This is a genomic window from Paraburkholderia steynii, from assembly GCF_900100565.1.
Taxonomy (GTDB): Bacteria; Pseudomonadota; Gammaproteobacteria; order Burkholderiales; family Burkholderiaceae; genus Paraburkholderia; species Paraburkholderia terrae.
Window position 1 is genome coordinate 62,898 of sequence record NZ_FNDI01000026.1, and the last position, 14,490, is coordinate 77,387.

Genomic DNA, 14,490 nt, shown 5'->3' on the forward strand with positions numbered 1-14,490 from the left:
GGCGTTCGCTCAGCTTGCCGCCCCGCCCTCGTTTTCAGCCGTGGCGACCGGCTTGCTGACGAAGAGCCGGGCCGCGATGATCCCCGCTTCGTAGAGCACGATCAGCGGGATCGCGAGAATCAGCTGCGAGAACACGTCGGGCGGCGTCACCACGGCAGAGATCACGAACGCGCCGACGATCACGTACGGACGGATCTCCTTGAGCTTCTTGATGGTCAGCACGTTCATACGTACGAGCAACACGACGACGATCGGCACTTCGAACGTTACGCCGAAGGCGAGGAACATCGTCAGCACGAAACTCAGGTAATTGTCGATATCCGTGGTCATCTCCGCGCCGAGCGGCGCGTTGTAATGCGCCATCACGCGGAAGATGGTCGGAAACACGACGAAATACGCGAACGCCATCCCGCACAGAAACAGCGTATAGCTGCTGCCGACGAGCGGACCGACCAGCTTCTTCTCGTGCTGATAGAGCCCGGGCGCGACGAACGCCCAGATCTGGTACAGCACGATCGGCAGCGCGATCACGAAGGCGACGAGCATCGTCACTTTCATCGGCACGAAGAACGAGCCGGTGACGTCGGTGACGATCATCTTGCCGTCCTTCGGCAGATTGTTCATCAGCGGACGCGCGAGCAGCCGGAAGATGTCGGGCGCCCAGTAGACGAGCCCGACGAACACGACAATCACCGAAATGCCCGCGCGGATGATGCGGTCGCGCAGTTCGACGAGATGCGAGATGAAGGTCTCTTCAGTGCCTTCGTTCTGATTTTGGGGGTCGCTCACGCCGGCCCTCGGTAGGAGATTGATGCGCGGGACATCGGACGATCAGAAAAAACGTGTCGGCCGACGCATGCTGACAGGCGTATGCCGTGCGACGCGCGCGGCGCCCGACTGTACGCGCGTACGCCGCAACGTCGCGCGCTTGTACCAGTTCGGCGTGGCCGTCTGCTTCACGCGCCAGTTCTTACGCTTGGACGCGGCAGCGTCGGTACTGCGCCAGGACGTGCCGTCCGTTGTCGCGGCGGAACCGTCGGTCGCGCTCATCAGGCTGTCCGTCGCGCCGCCCGCAATGCTCGGCGACACCGACGTGCCCTGCGTCCACGCTTCGTTCAGTTCCGTTTCGTGCTTGCGCATGTTGTCGTGAATCGTGCTTTCGACGTTATGCGCCGCGGATTCGAACTCGGTCTTCATGCGACGCAATTCGTCGAGCTCGATCTCACGCGTGACTTCGGCCTTCACGTCGTTGACATAGCGCTGCGCGCGGCCGAACAGCGCGCCCGCCGTGCGAGCGACGCGCGGCAGGCGCTCAGGGCCGAGCACGACCAGCGCGACCACGCCGATCAACGCCATCTTGGTTAAACCGAGGTCCAGCATGGATAGGGCTTCCCGTCAGTGCGCGCGTGTCAGCGCAAGCTCGGCTGGCGCCGGATTAGCGGGAATCGCCGGAATGCGGCGCCTTTTCCTTTGCGTCGACATCGACGGTGTTCGTGCGCGAGAGCTGGTCGCGCTGCTGGCCTTCAGGCGTTTCGCCGTCCTTCATGCCTTCCTTGAAGCCCTTCACCGCGCCGCCCAGATCAGTGCCGATATTGCGCAGCTTCTTCGTGCCGAACACCAGTGCGACGATCAGCAGAACGATCAGCCAATGCCAAATACTCAACGAACCCATAAGAATCTCCTTAACCCCCACCGTCGTGCCTGGCGACGGCAACTATGCGCCTTGCGGCCTGAATCGAAGCACGCTTCACGAACACGCCTCGTCTGCAAAACTACCGCCGACGCCGCTTTATTGCGTCAGCGCCCTCGGTCCCATTATGAACATGTCTGCGAGTCGCTGTCGTTACATCCCTACATAAAGTCACGACGTCGCAATGCCGGGCCCGCCATTGTGCGTAGTCAAAAAGCGGACGCGGCGAACCTTTGTCGATCGGCTTCGTACCGAACGTGCGCCTACACGCCCGTCTCACTGCACGCCGATCGCGCTCGACCCGCCTTCAACCCATTCTCAGCCACGGGCGCGGTCCCGCCAGCAGATGCGCGTGCAGGTGATAAACCTCCTGTCCGCCGCCAGGCCCAGTATTGATGACCGTGCGGAAACCCGTCTGCCCGCCCTTGTACGCAACGCCCAGTTGATCGGCGAGACGTGCAACCAGTATCAACATTTTACCAAGCAGGGCCGAATCGCTCTCGGTACAGTTCGACAGCGTCTCGATGTGCTTGCGCGGTATCACGAGCACATGCGTTTCGGCCGCCGGACGGATGTCGCGGAACGCGACGAACTCGTCGTCTTCGTGGACCTTCGTCGACGGGATTTCGCCTGCGGCGATCTTGCAGAAAAGGCAGTTCGGATCGTGGCTCATGGTCTTGGTGGACGGCGAACGCGGCGCGCGCCAGATGCGCTGCTCAGAACCAGCCGCGCGGATTCGTCAGCGGCTTGTTGTCGTACAGATACAGCCAGCCTTTGATGATACGGTACAACGTCCATATCGCGACAGCCCACAGGATAGGCACGCCGATCAGCACGATGAACAGCGCAACGCCGATCAGATGCCCGATCAGCCCCATCCAGAACGTGCGGATCTGCCACTCGAAGTGCGCTTCGTATGGCGTGCCGATGGTCTCTGGCCGCTTGATGTAGTTGATGATGATCGCGATCAGCACCGAGATGCCGCCCGTCAGCCAGTACACGGCGTAGAGCGCGTAGATGATGTGCGTCAGCGTGCGCAGGCTGCGCTGCCGGTCGATTTCGACTGCGCTCTGATACGACGGTGGCGGATAACCGCCGTGCGACTGTTCCATGCTTGCGTCCTCCTGGAGGGTGCGAATGGATACTGTTGCTGTGCCGGTGCTACGTGTCTCGTCGCTATGTTTCGCCGCGCGCATGCTTGCGCGCGCGGCTATGTCCTGCTCGCGCTCAGTCGCCGTTCTGCTCGCGATCGCGGCTCTTGCGCAATGCCTTTTCCTCGATGCCCGACAAACCTTCGCGACGCTCGAGTTCGGCGAGCACGTCGGCGGGATTCAGGTCGAAGTGCGACAGCATCACGAGGCAATGAAACCATAGATCGGCCACTTCGCCGACGAGCGCCTTGCGCTCCGCGCCGAGGCGCACGTCCTTCGCGGCCAGCACGACTTCCGTGGCTTCCTCACCGATCTTCTTCAGCACCGCGTCGTCGCCTTTGTGGAACAGGCGCGACACGTACGAAGCGTCGGGATCGCCGCCCTTGCGGCTGTCGATGACGGCAGCGAGACGCCGAAGCGTGTCGTTCGTCGATTGCGTGTTTTGCGTCATTTGTAGATGTGTTCGGGGTCTTTCAGCACGGGATCGACGGCAACCCAGTTGCCGGCATCGACCGAGCCTTCGAATTTCTGGAAAAAGCACGAATGCCGGCCCGTGTGGCAGGCAATGCCCGACACCTGCTCGACCTTCAGCAGCACGACGTCTTCGTCGCAATCGAGCCGCACTTCATGCACATGCTGCACGTGGCCCGATTCTTCTCCCTTGAACCACAGGCGCTGGCGCGAGCGGGAAAAATAGACGGCGCGGCCCGTTTCGATCGTCTTCGACAGCGCTTCGCGGTTCATCCAAGCGAACATCAGCACGTCGTTGGTCGATGCTTCCTGCGCGATCACGGGTACGAGGCCGTTCGCGTCCCACTTCACCTTGTCGAGCCAGCCGACTTCAGACGGATTCACGTTACAACCTCACCGAAATGCCCTGATCGGCCATGAAGCGCTTGCACTCGCCGACCGTGTGCTCGCCATAGTGGAAGATGCTCGCGGCCAGCACGGCGTCCGCGCGGCCTTCCTTGATGCCGTCGGCCAGATGCTGCAACGAACCGACGCCGCCCGACGCGATCACGGGAATGGACACTGCGTCCGACACGGCGCGCGTCAGCGCAATGTCGAAGCCGCTTTTCGTGCCGTCGCGGTCCATGCTGGTCAGCAGGATTTCGCCCGCGCCCAGTTCGGCCATCTTGCGCGCCCATTGGACGGCGTCCAAGCCCGTATTCTTGCGGCCGCCATGCGTGAAGACTTCCCAGCGCGGCGTTTCGCCATCGGCGGAGACGCGCTTCGCGTCGATCGCGACAACAATGCACTGCGAGCCGTATTTATCGGTCGAATCGCGTACGAGCTGCGGATTCGCCACTGCCGACGAATTCATGCTCACCTTGTCCGCGCCGGCGTTCAGCAGACGCCGCACGTCTTCGACGGCCCGCACGCCGCCGCCGACGGTCAGCGGAATGAACACCTGCGAAGCCACCGCTTCGATGATGGGGAGGATCAGGTCGCGCTGGTCGGACGTGGCGGTGATATCGAGGAACGTGAGTTCGTCCGCGCCCTGCTCGTCGTAGCGGCGCGCGATTTCGACGGGGTCTCCTGCGTCACGCAACTCGACGAAGTTGACGCCCTTGACCACGCGGCCAGCCGTGACGTCCAGACAGGGAATGATGCGTTTAGCTAAAGCCATGATCTTGCTAGTTCGTGCCAATACCGCTGGTGAGGCCGCTCGCCCGTGTGTGAACGCAGGAGAGCAGCGCAAGGCCGGCATGCCGGACGCTCTGCGCGCCAGAACGATGCTTCAGGCGCGCGCGATGCGCAGAAAACCCGACGCTCAGGCGTCGTCCGATTCGCGCAAGCGGTCCGCGTGCGTCTGCGCCGCGGCAAAGTCCAGGTCGCCCGAATAGATCGCACGGCCACAGATCACGCCTTCGATGCCTTCGGCTTCCACTTCGCACAGCGCGTCGATATCGCCCATGTTCGACAGGCCGCCGCTCGCGATCACGGGAATCTTCACCGCGCGCGCGAGGCGCACCGTCGCCTCGATATTGATGCCCTGAAGCATGCCGTCGCGACCGATGTCCGTGTAGATGATCGACTCGCAGCCGTAGTCCTCGAACTTGCGCGCGAGGTCCACCACTTCGTGGCCCGTCAGCTTGCTCCAGCCGTCGGTGGCGACCTTGCCGTCTTTCGCATCGAGCCCGACGATGATATGCCCGCCGAACGCCGTACACGCTTCGAGCAGGAAGCCGGGGTTCTTCACCGCCGCCGTGCCGATGATCACGTACTCGAGGCCGTCGTCCAGATAGCGCTCGATCGTGTTCAGGTCGCGGATGCCGCCGCCCAGTTGCACGGGAATCTCGCCGCCGACTTCTTCGATGATCGCGCGAATCGCGTCTTCGTTCTTCGGCTTGCCGGCGAACGCGCCGTTCAGGTCGACGAGGTGCAGGCGCCGCGCGCCGCGGTCGACCCAATGTCGGGCCATCACCGCCGGTTCCTCGTGAAAAATCGTCGCCTGGTCCATATCGCCCTGTTTGAGGCGTACACACTGACCGTCTTTCAGGTCGATGGCGGGGATCAGCAGCATAGCAATCGGGTGTTGTCAGGGAGAAAAGTTGAAGATCGGCTGGCGGGAAATCAGGCTGCCGCCCGCGCCAGGCCGTTCCGCTAGTTTAGTACATGTCTTTCGGCGACCTTGCCAACAGTCGCCCGATGCGTGTGTATCGGAGCGAAGCAGCGAGAACGGAGGGAGAACATGGACGGTTAAAGATGCTGACGGCAGGGATCAGGGATTCCAGTACACGAAGTTGCGATACACGCGCAAGCCCGCGTCGGCGCTCTTTTCCGGGTGGAATTGGGTCGCAAAAATGTTATCCCGCGCCACTGCCGAGGTAAAGGGCACGCCGTACACCGTTTCGCCCGACGTATGCGCGGCGTTTTCCGGCACGACGTAATAGCTATGCACGAAATAGAAGAACGCGTTGTCGGCGACGCCGTCCCACAACGGGTGCGGCTGCGCCTGACGGACACGGTTCCAGCCCATCTGCGGCACCTTGAAGCGCGAACCGTCGTCCTGCAGCTGGCCTTCCAGATCGAAGCGCACCACCTTCCCAGGCAACAGGCCCAGGCCCTTCGTATCGCCTTCCGCGCTCCAGTCGAACAGCATCTGCTCGCCGACGCACACGCCCATCAGCGGCTTGCGGCGCGACGCTTCGACGACGGCTTCCTGCAAGCCGGATTCGCCGAGCGAGCGCATGCAGTCGGGCATCGCGCCCTGGCCCGGCAGCACCACGCGGTCCGCCGCGCGGATCGCTTCGGGCTTGTCGACGATCGCCACGTCCGCTTCCGGCGCGGCTTTCTTCAACGCCTGGGCGACCGAGCGCAGGTTGCCCATTCCGTAATCCACAATCGCAATCGAAGTTTTCATTTCAAGTTAGGCAGCAACGCCTTCAATCCGTTGACGATGAACTCCACCGCCAGCGCCGACAACATCAAACCCATCAACCGCGTGCCGATGTTGATTCCCGTCCGACCGACCCAGCGGGCAATCGGTTCAGCGAGACTCAGCGATCCGAAGCACAGCGCCGCAATCACAGCGCCGATGCCAATCAGAGTAATCCGCTCGTACCAATGAGGATAGCTGGCCGAATAGACTAGGACAGTACTGATAGAGCCCGGCCCCGTCAGCAGCGGAATCGCCAGCGGCACGACGGCGACGTTGTCCTTCATCTCCGCCTCGTGACGCTCTTCCGGCGTCGAGCGCGCATTGCCGACCTGCGCGTTGAGCATGCTGATCGACATCAGCAGCATGATGATGCCGCCGCCCACTTCGAGCGCGCCGATCGAAATGCCGAAGAAGCGGATGATCTGCTGCCCGATCAACGTGCTCACCGTAATCACGCAGAACACCGAAATCGATGCGACACGGATCGTGCGGCGCTGTTCGGCGGACGATTGCTGCGACGTCAGGCTCAGAAAGAACGGGATCGCGCCGACCGGGTTGATCAACGCCAGCAGCGAAATAAACGACTTGATGGTGTCCATCTCAAGCCGGCCGCGCGCCGCGCAACCGGTCCTATGGGTGGCTTGGTGGCTATTGGTCGCTCAGAGGCTGCCCTTGGTCGACGGAATCTGCCCCGCCGCGCGCTCGTCCAGTTCGACGGCCATGCGCAATGCACGACCGAACGCCTTGAACACCGTTTCCATCTGATGATGCGCGTTCAGGCCGCGCAGGTTGTCGATATGCAGCGTAACGCCGGCATGATTGACGAAGCCGCGGAAAAATTCGATGGAGAGATCGACGTCGAACGTGCCGATGCGCGCACGCGTGAACGGCACGTGGAATTCGAGGCCCGGCCGGCCGGAAAAATCGATCACGACGCGCGACAGCGCTTCGTCGAGCGGCACGTAGGAATGACCGTAGCGGCGAATGCCCTTCTTGTCGCCGACGGCCTTCGCAACAGCCTGGCCCAGCGTGATGCCGACGTCTTCGACGGTATGGTGGTCGTCGATATGCGTATCGCCATGCGACTCGATGTCCAGATCGATCAGCCCGTGGCGGGCAATCTGGTCGAGCATGTGATCGAGGAACGGCACGCCCGTGGCCAGCTTCTGCTGACCGGTGCCGTCCAGATTGATCTTCACACGGATCTGCGTTTCGCTGGTGTTGCGAACGACTTCCGCAAGGCGCATGGCAATTCCTCGAATCTGACTTTGAAAAAAGTGGGGTTGTGAACGTGCTGACTTCAGTTCAGCACGAGTTTCAGCGCGGCGAGCATTTGAGCGTTTTCTTCCGGCGAACCGACCGTCAAACGCACGCAATTCGCGAGCAATGGATGCATTTTACTCACGTTTTTGATCAAAACCCGCGAAGTAAGAAGGGTTTCGAACGTCGCCGATGCATCGGGCACGCGCACCAGCAGGAAATTGCCCGCGCTCGGGAACACTTCGGCGCCCGGCAGCGCGGCGACGGCTTGAGCCAGGTTCGTGCGTTCGTCGCGCAGTTGCGCGGCCTGCGCATCGAGCACGTCGATATGATCTAGCAGAAAATCGGCCGTCGCCTGCGTCAGCACGTTGACGTTGTACGGCGGGCGCACCTTGTCGAATTCGTTGATCCATTCCGTGCGGCCCGCCATGTAGCCAAGGCGGATGCCCGCGAGGCCCAGCTTCGACACAGTACGCATCACGACGACATTGTCGAAGTCTCCAGCGCGCGGCATCCAGCTTTCTTGAGCGAACGGTTGATACGCTTCGTCGATCACGACCAGGCTTCCACTCGCCGCGGCGACGATGCGCTCCATATCGGCGGCATCGTACAGCGTGCCCGTCGGGTTATTCGGATACGCGAGGTAGATCACGGCAGGCCGGTGTTCAGCGATAGCGGCGAGCACCGAATCCACGTCGAGCGTGAAGTCGGCGTTCAGCGGCACGCCGACGAACTCCATGCCAGCGAGCTTCGCCGACATCGCGTACATCACGAAGCCCGGCACGGGCGCCAGCACCTTTGCGCCCGGTGTCGCGCACGCCACGGAGATGATGCTGATCAGTTCGTCCGAGCCGTTGCCGAGCAGCACCTCGCAGTTCGCCGGCACGTTCATCACGCGCTTGAGCTTCTCGATCAGCGCCTGCGGACGCGGCGCCGGATAGCGGTTCAGCGCGACGGCCGCCAGATGCTCGCCGAGTTTCGCGGCCAGCGCTTCCGGCAGCGGGAACGGATTCTCCATTGCATCGAGCTTCACGAGGCCCGTCGCGTCGGCAACGGGGTAGCTCGTCATCGCGAGCACGTCGCGGCGGATGATGTCTTGAGGTGTCGTCATGGCGTGGGGCGCGCCCGCCTTCTGGCAGGCGACAGCGCAATAGGGGCGGCTCGCAGCCGCCCCGGGTTGAGTTCTCTGTCTTCGTGAAAACGGAGCCGTCTCAAATTCAGCGCGCGTGTTGCCCGCGTGAAAAGGCGGCTCGCCGCAAGGTCAGCCTGTGTTCTTCATCCGGTACTCGGCGCTGCGTGCATGCGCCTGCAGGCCTTCGCCATACGCAAGCTCAGCGGCGATTTCACCGAGCGTCTGCGCACCGTCCGCGCTCACTTCGATCAGGCTGGAGCGCTTGAAGAAATCATAGACGCCGAGCGGCGACGAGAAACGTGCGGTACGAGACGTAGGCAGCACGTGATTTGGCCCCGCGCAGTAGTCGCCGAGGCTTTCGCTGGTGTAGCGGCCGAGGAAGATTGCGCCCGCATGGCGAATCTGTTGAGCCCACTGCTGCGGCTCCAGCGCGGAAATTTCGAGGTGTTCCGGCGCGATGTCGTTGGCGATCGCGCACGCCTGCTCCATGTCGCGCACCTTGATCAGCGCGCCGCGTCCTTCGAGCGACGCCTGAATCACGTCGCGGCGGGGCATCGTCGGCAGAAGCTCGTTGATGGCGTCTTCGACGCGCGCGATGAAACCTTCGTCCGGGCACAGCAGAATGGATTGCGCGAGTTCGTCGTGTTCGGCCTGCGAGAACAGGTCCATCGCGACCCAGCGCGGGTCGGTCGTGCCGTCGCACAGCACAAGAATTTCGGACGGACCGGCGATCATGTCGATGCCGACCGTGCCGAACACGCGGCGCTTCGCCGATGCGACATACGCATTGCCGGGGCCGCAAATTTTATCGACGGCGGGAATGGTCTGCGTGCCGTACGCGAGCGCACCGACCGCCTGCGCGCCGCCAATCGTGAACACGCGATCCACACCGCCCAGCAGCGCCGCCGCCAGCACGAGCGGATTCTTCACGCCGTCCGGCGTCGGCACGACCATGACGATTTCGCGCACGCCGGCCACGCGCGCCGGAATCGCGTTCATCAGCACCGATGACGGATACGCCGCCTTGCCGCCCGGCACGTAGATACCCGCGCGGTCGAGCGGCGTCACCTTCTGGCCAAGCACCGTCCCATCGGCTTCCGTGTACTGCCAGCTATGGCTGCCGCATTCGATCTTCTGCTTCTCGTGATAGCCGCGCACACGCGCCGCTGCCGCTTCGAGCGCCGCGCGACGCTTCGGCTCCAGGCCTTCGAGCGCCGCTTCCAGTTCCGACATCGGCAGTTCGAGCGCGCCGACATCCTTCGCGTTCAGACGGTCGAAACGGTTCGTATAGTCCAGCACGGCGGCATCGCCACGCGCCTTCACGTCGGCCAGAATCTGCGCGACCGAGCGTTCGATCGCTTCGTCTTCGCTCGCTTCGAACGCGAGCACCGCATGCAGCGACTTCTGGAAATTCTCAGTGCTGGAATCGAGTTTGCGAATCTTGATAGACATGCTGGTATCCGTTTCGGTAAGGCGCGCGTGTAACACCACGCTGTGACCGTTGCGTCAGGCCGTTGCGCCGTTGCGTTGCGACGCGCGCTCGAACGCGTTGAGAATGGGCGCCAGCGCGGCGCGCTTGAGCTTCAGCGCCGCCTGGTTCACAACGAGGCGCGACGAGATCTGCATGATCTCTTCGACCTCGACAAGATTGTTGGCGCGCAGCGTGCCGCCCGAGCTGACCAGGTCGACGATCGCGTCGGCCAGGCCCACCAGCGGCGCGAGTTCCATCGATCCATACAGCTTGATCAGGTCGACGTGTACGCCCTTGGCAGCGAAGTGCTCGCGCGCCACTTCCACATACTTCGTGGCGACGCGCAGGCGCGCGCCCTGGCGCACCGCGTTCGCGTAGTCGAAGCCGGCCGCGACCGCCACCGACATCCGGCAGCGCGCGATATCCAGATCGATCGGCTGATACAAACCGCCGCCGCCGTGCTCGATCAGCACGTCCTTGCCCGCGACGCCGAAATCGGCGGCGCCGTACTCGACGTACGTCGGCACGTCGGTGGCGCGCACGATGATGACGCGCAGGTTCGGATCGGTGGTCGGCAGAATCAGCTTGCGCGACGTTTCCGGGTCTTCCGTCACTTCGATGCCCGCTGCCGCGAGCAGCGGCAGCGTTTCATCGAAGATGCGGCCCTTCGACAGTGCGAGCGTCAGCGGCTTGCCCACCGCCGGCGACGTCGACGTTTGCGGCAGTTCGCTCATGCCTGATTACCCTTGATGCGACGCACCTTCGCGCCGACTGCCGTGAGTTTCGATTCCATCCGGTCGTAGCCGCGATCCAGGTGATAGATGCGGTCGATCAGCGTTTCGCCATCCGCGCACAGGCCCGCGATCACGAGACTCGCCGACGCGCGCAGGTCGGTTGCCATCACCTTGGCGCCCGACAGCTTTTCGACGCCGTTGACGAGCGCCGTCTTGCCGTCGATCGTGATGTTCGCGCCGAGACGGTTCAGTTCCTGCACGTGCATGAAGCGGTTTTCGAAGATCGTTTCGACCACTTGCGACGTGCCTTCCGCCAGCGTGTTGAGCGCCATGAACTGCGCCTGCATGTCGGTCGGGAACGCCGGATATTCGGACGTGCGGAACGACACGGCCTTCGGACGCTGGTTCATGCGCACGCGCATCCAGTCGTCGCCCTCTTCGATCGTCACGCCTGCTTCGCGCAGCTTGTCCGTTACGGCTTCGAGAATCTGCGGACGCACATGGCGCAACGTGACGTCGCCGCCCGCTGCCGCGACCGCGCACAGGAACGTGCCCGCTTCGATCCGATCCGGCACGACCGTGTGCTTGGCGCCGTGCAGCTTGTCGACGCCTTGAATCACGAGACGGTCAGTACCGATGCCGTCGATCTTCGCGCCCATCGCGACCAGCAGATTCGCCAGATCGCCGACTTCCGGCTCGCGCGCGGCGTTTTCGATGACCGTCTCGCCTTCCGCGAGCACGGCCGCCATCAGCAGGTTTTCCGTGCCGGTGACGGTGATCATGTCGGTGATGATGCGCGCGCCCTTCAGACGCTTCGCGCGCGCTTCGATGAAGCCGTGCTCGATGTTGATCTCGGCGCCCATCGCCTGCAGGCCCTTGATGTGCTGATCGACGGGACGTGCGCCGATCGCGCAGCCGCCCGGCAGCGACACCTTCGCCTCGCCGAAGCGCGCGACGAGCGGGCCGAGCACCAGAATCGACGCGCGCATCGTCTTCACGAGTTCGTACGGCGCGACCAGATTGTCGACCTTCGACGCGTCGAGCATCACGCGGCCGTCGCTGCTTTCCGTGCGAACGCCCATCTGGCCGAGCAGCTTGAGCGTCGTGCGCACGTCCTGCAGATCGGGCACGTTGTCGAGATGAACGGGCTCCGCGCTCAACAAGCCTGCGCAAAGGATCGGCAGCGCCGCGTTCTTCGCACCCGAAACAACGATCTCACCAGCGAGCTTTTGCCCGCCTTCAATCACGAGTTTGTCCATGCCTGTTTGTTCCTGATCTGCCCGTCCGCCTGCGGGCGTCTTGTTGTGGGCGGTTGCTGCGGCGCCGTTTGCGGCGTCGCGATTCTCTTGTGTAAGTCGCACTAATGTTCCAGCTAATTTGCAGCTACGTCTAAAGCTTATTGTGCAGCTTGTTTTTCCGCTCTTGCAGCCAGGTTATCGAGCGCCGTCCTCCGACAGACAGCAGGTTTTTCCGCGCAATGTCTATACGCGAGTCAGGCGCTTTGCCATTCGGTGGGCGTCAGCGTTTTCATGCTGAGCGCGTGGATCTCTTCGCGCATGCGGTCCCCGAGCGCCGCATACACGAGTTGATGCCGTTGAATCAGACGCTTGCCTTCGAAATTCGGCGACACGATGGTCGCGAAGAAATGCTGGCCGTCGCCTTCCACTTCGAGATGCTCGCAAGGGAGGCCCGCCGCGATGTAATTCTTGACCTGTTCGGGAGTGGGTAGCATGAGTGCTCCTGTTAATGGTCCAGTCAGTGACGCAGCTTGAAGCCGGACGCGAGCATGCGCATCGCCAGCACGGCCAGCACGACGAAGAAACCGCTGACAATCAGAAGGCTCCACATCGGATTGATATCCGACATTCCGAAGAAGCCATAACGAAAGCCGTCGATCATGTAGAAAAATGGATTCAGACGCGAGATTTCGCGCCACACGGGTGGCAGCGTATGCGTCGAGTAGAACACGCCCGACAGGAACGTGAGCGGCATGATCAGAAAATTCTGGAACGCGGCGAGCTGGTCGAATTTCTCCGCCCAGATGCCCGCGATCAAACCGAGCGTGCCGAGAATCGCCGAACCGAGCACCGCGAACGCAATGATATAAAGCGGCGCGCTAAAGCTCATCGGGATGAACCAGACCGTGACGACGAACACGCCCAGCCCGACGCTCAATCCGCGCACGACAGCCGCGAGCACATACGCGCCGTACATCTCCCAGTGCGACAGCGGCGGCAGCAGCACGAACACGAGATTGCCCGTGATCTTCGACTGAATCAGCGACGACGAACTGTTCGCGAACGCGTTCTGCAGCACGCTCATCATCACGAGGCCCGGCACGAGAAAGCTCGTGTACAGCACGCCCGGATAGACCTGCACGTGATCGCGCAGCGCGTGGCCGAAGATCGTCAGATACAGCAATGCGGTGATAACCGGCGCGAGTACCGTCTGGAACGCGACCTTCCAGAAGCGCAGCAATTCCTTGTAGAACAGAGTACGGAAGCCGTTCATGCCAACCCCTCGACCACTTCCGGACCGTTCATCACCTGCATGAACACGTCTTCGAGGTCGGCCTTGCGGACCTCGATTTCATCGAACGTGCAACCGGCCGTGCGGCATTGCGCAAGGATGCGCTCCACGTCGTCGTAGCTCGACAGGCGCAGCAGATGCTGACGTCCGTTGACATTGGTGGGATCGACTTCGAGCACCCGCAATTCGGCAGGCAGCACGCCCTGCGCGAAACGGATGAACAGTTGCGTGCCCGCGAAACGTTCGAGCAGCGTGCTGGTGCGCTCCAATGCGACGACTTCACCGCGCCGTAGCATCGCGATGCGGTCGCACAGCGATTCGGCTTCTTCCAGATAGTGCGTGGTCAGCACGATCGTGTGCCCTTCGCGGTTCAGGCGCGAGATGAATTTCCACAGCGTCTGGCGCAGTTCGACGTCGACGCCCGCCGTCGGCTCGTCGAGCACGATCACGGGCGGCCGGTGGACGAGCGCCTGCGCAACCAGCACGCGACGCTTCATCCCGCCCGACAGCGCACGCATGTTCGCGTCGGCTTTTTCGGTGAGATCGAGATTGGCCATCACTTCGTCGATCCAGTCATCGTTCTTGCGCAGGCCGAAGTAGCCCGACTGGATGCGCAGCGTCTCGCGCACGGTGAAGAACGGATCGAACACGAGTTCCTGCGGCACGACGCCGAGCGCGCGGCGCGCGAGACGGAAGTCGTCGACGACATGGTGGCCGTGGACCGTGATGCTGCCTTCATCGGCGCGGGCGAGGCCGGCGAGGATGCTGATGAGCGTCGTCTTGCCGGCGCCGTTCGGACCGAGCAGCCCGAAGAATTCGCCTTGTTCGACGGTGAAGCTGACGCCTTTGAGCGCTTGCAGATCTTTGTAGCGCTTCCTGACGTTACGAATTTCAATCGCTGACATGACTGTGCGCCGTCAAAGTGGACAGCGCCTGATAGATCGCCCGGCAAGGGCGCGAAAGCATGGGGGAAACGAAATTGGGGCCGGGTGCAAAAGACCGCTTGCGCTGCTGTTGCAACCTCTACGGCCGTTTCCGCGATGCGGGATGAAACGGCCACGCGCCAAAAAACGTTTGATTATAGGGCAAAAGTCGAACCGGCCGACTTGCCTTGGGAGAACGTGAGCCAGCGCAAAGG

19 protein-coding genes are annotated in these 14,490 nt (G+C 62.6%); all 19 read right to left on the reverse strand.

The genetic code is table 11. The features are described from left to right. Positions 1–9: 9 nt before the first annotated feature. Entirely contained in the window at positions 10–789 is a 780-nt protein-coding gene (tatC, locus tag BLT65_RS34690; protein WP_035988995.1) for a twin-arginine translocase subunit TatC, read from the reverse strand. Positions 790–831: 42 nt separating this feature from the next. Further along, the gene (gene tatB, locus BLT65_RS34695) at positions 832–1,380 is read right to left on the reverse strand and encodes a Sec-independent protein translocase protein TatB (RefSeq protein WP_091786821.1); all 549 of its coding nucleotides are present in this window, start codon (positions 1,378–1,380) and stop codon (positions 832–834) included. Positions 1,381–1,435: 55 nt separating this feature from the next. Further along, on the reverse strand, positions 1,436–1,672 hold the full coding sequence (gene tatA / locus BLT65_RS34700) for a Sec-independent protein translocase subunit TatA (RefSeq protein WP_007731834.1): 237 nt from the start codon (positions 1,670–1,672) through the stop codon (positions 1,436–1,438). Between the two features lie 325 nt (positions 1,673–1,997). Beyond that, the gene (locus BLT65_RS34705; protein ID WP_007731835.1) at positions 1,998–2,363 is read right to left on the reverse strand and encodes a histidine triad nucleotide-binding protein; all 366 of its coding nucleotides are present in this window, start codon (positions 2,361–2,363) and stop codon (positions 1,998–2,000) included. A gap of 43 nt (positions 2,364–2,406) precedes the next feature. After that, positions 2,407–2,802: a DUF4870 family protein gene (locus tag BLT65_RS34710; RefSeq protein WP_007731836.1), complete on the reverse strand. Its 396-nt coding sequence runs from the start codon at positions 2,800–2,802 to the stop codon at positions 2,407–2,409. 115 nt (positions 2,803–2,917) lie between these two features. Beyond that, positions 2,918–3,292, reverse strand: a complete 375-nt coding sequence (locus BLT65_RS34715; RefSeq protein WP_007731837.1) for a phosphoribosyl-ATP diphosphatase — start codon at positions 3,290–3,292, stop codon at positions 2,918–2,920. Then, entirely contained in the window at positions 3,289–3,696 is a 408-nt protein-coding gene (gene hisI / locus BLT65_RS34720) for a phosphoribosyl-AMP cyclohydrolase (protein ID WP_009771325.1), read from the reverse strand. The genes BLT65_RS34715 and hisI overlap by 4 nt, the downstream gene beginning before the upstream one ends. Position 3,697: 1 nt before the next feature. Next, complete coding sequence (hisF, locus tag BLT65_RS34725; RefSeq protein ID WP_091786824.1) at positions 3,698–4,471, reverse strand: imidazole glycerol phosphate synthase subunit HisF; 774 nt, start codon at positions 4,469–4,471, stop codon at positions 3,698–3,700. A 144-nt stretch (positions 4,472–4,615) separates the two neighbouring features. Further along, the gene (gene hisA, locus BLT65_RS34730) at positions 4,616–5,368 is read right to left on the reverse strand and encodes a 1-(5-phosphoribosyl)-5-[(5-phosphoribosylamino)methylideneamino]imidazole-4-carboxamide isomerase (RefSeq protein WP_007731840.1); all 753 of its coding nucleotides are present in this window, start codon (positions 5,366–5,368) and stop codon (positions 4,616–4,618) included. 198 nt (positions 5,369–5,566) lie between these two features. Continuing rightward, entirely contained in the window at positions 5,567–6,208 is a 642-nt protein-coding gene (gene hisH, locus BLT65_RS34735; RefSeq protein WP_091786828.1) for an imidazole glycerol phosphate synthase subunit HisH, read from the reverse strand. Then, on the reverse strand, positions 6,205–6,825 hold the full coding sequence (locus BLT65_RS34740; protein ID WP_042313843.1) for a MarC family protein: 621 nt from the start codon (positions 6,823–6,825) through the stop codon (positions 6,205–6,207). The genes hisH and BLT65_RS34740 overlap by 4 nt, the downstream gene beginning before the upstream one ends. 60 nt (positions 6,826–6,885) lie before the next feature. Then, positions 6,886–7,473: an imidazoleglycerol-phosphate dehydratase HisB gene (gene hisB, locus BLT65_RS34745; RefSeq protein WP_007731843.1), complete on the reverse strand. Its 588-nt coding sequence runs from the start codon at positions 7,471–7,473 to the stop codon at positions 6,886–6,888. Positions 7,474–7,526: 53 nt separating this feature from the next. Then, positions 7,527–8,597: a histidinol-phosphate transaminase gene (gene hisC, locus BLT65_RS34750; protein WP_091786832.1), complete on the reverse strand. Its 1,071-nt coding sequence runs from the start codon at positions 8,595–8,597 to the stop codon at positions 7,527–7,529. A 150-nt stretch (positions 8,598–8,747) separates the two neighbouring features. Next, complete coding sequence (hisD, locus tag BLT65_RS34755; RefSeq protein ID WP_091786835.1) at positions 8,748–10,070, reverse strand: histidinol dehydrogenase; 1,323 nt, start codon at positions 10,068–10,070, stop codon at positions 8,748–8,750. Between the two features lie 54 nt (positions 10,071–10,124). Further along, positions 10,125–10,823 (reverse strand): ATP phosphoribosyltransferase, encoded by a 699-nt coding sequence (hisG, locus tag BLT65_RS34760; protein ID WP_042313851.1) that lies wholly within the window; start codon positions 10,821–10,823, stop codon positions 10,125–10,127. Further along, the gene (gene murA / locus BLT65_RS34765; protein ID WP_007731847.1) at positions 10,820–12,082 is read right to left on the reverse strand and encodes a UDP-N-acetylglucosamine 1-carboxyvinyltransferase; all 1,263 of its coding nucleotides are present in this window, start codon (positions 12,080–12,082) and stop codon (positions 10,820–10,822) included. The genes hisG and murA overlap by 4 nt, the downstream gene beginning before the upstream one ends. 233 nt (positions 12,083–12,315) lie before the next feature. Then, positions 12,316–12,555: a BolA family protein gene (locus BLT65_RS34770; protein ID WP_007731848.1), complete on the reverse strand. Its 240-nt coding sequence runs from the start codon at positions 12,553–12,555 to the stop codon at positions 12,316–12,318. Between the two features lie 23 nt (positions 12,556–12,578). Next, on the reverse strand, positions 12,579–13,334 hold the full coding sequence (locus tag BLT65_RS34775; RefSeq protein ID WP_042313856.1) for an ABC transporter permease: 756 nt from the start codon (positions 13,332–13,334) through the stop codon (positions 12,579–12,581). Continuing rightward, positions 13,331–14,257: an ABC transporter ATP-binding protein gene (locus tag BLT65_RS34780; RefSeq protein ID WP_007731850.1), complete on the reverse strand. Its 927-nt coding sequence runs from the start codon at positions 14,255–14,257 to the stop codon at positions 13,331–13,333. Before BLT65_RS34780 ends, BLT65_RS34775 begins: the two co-directional genes overlap by 4 nt. Positions 14,258–14,490 lie beyond the last annotated feature (233 nt).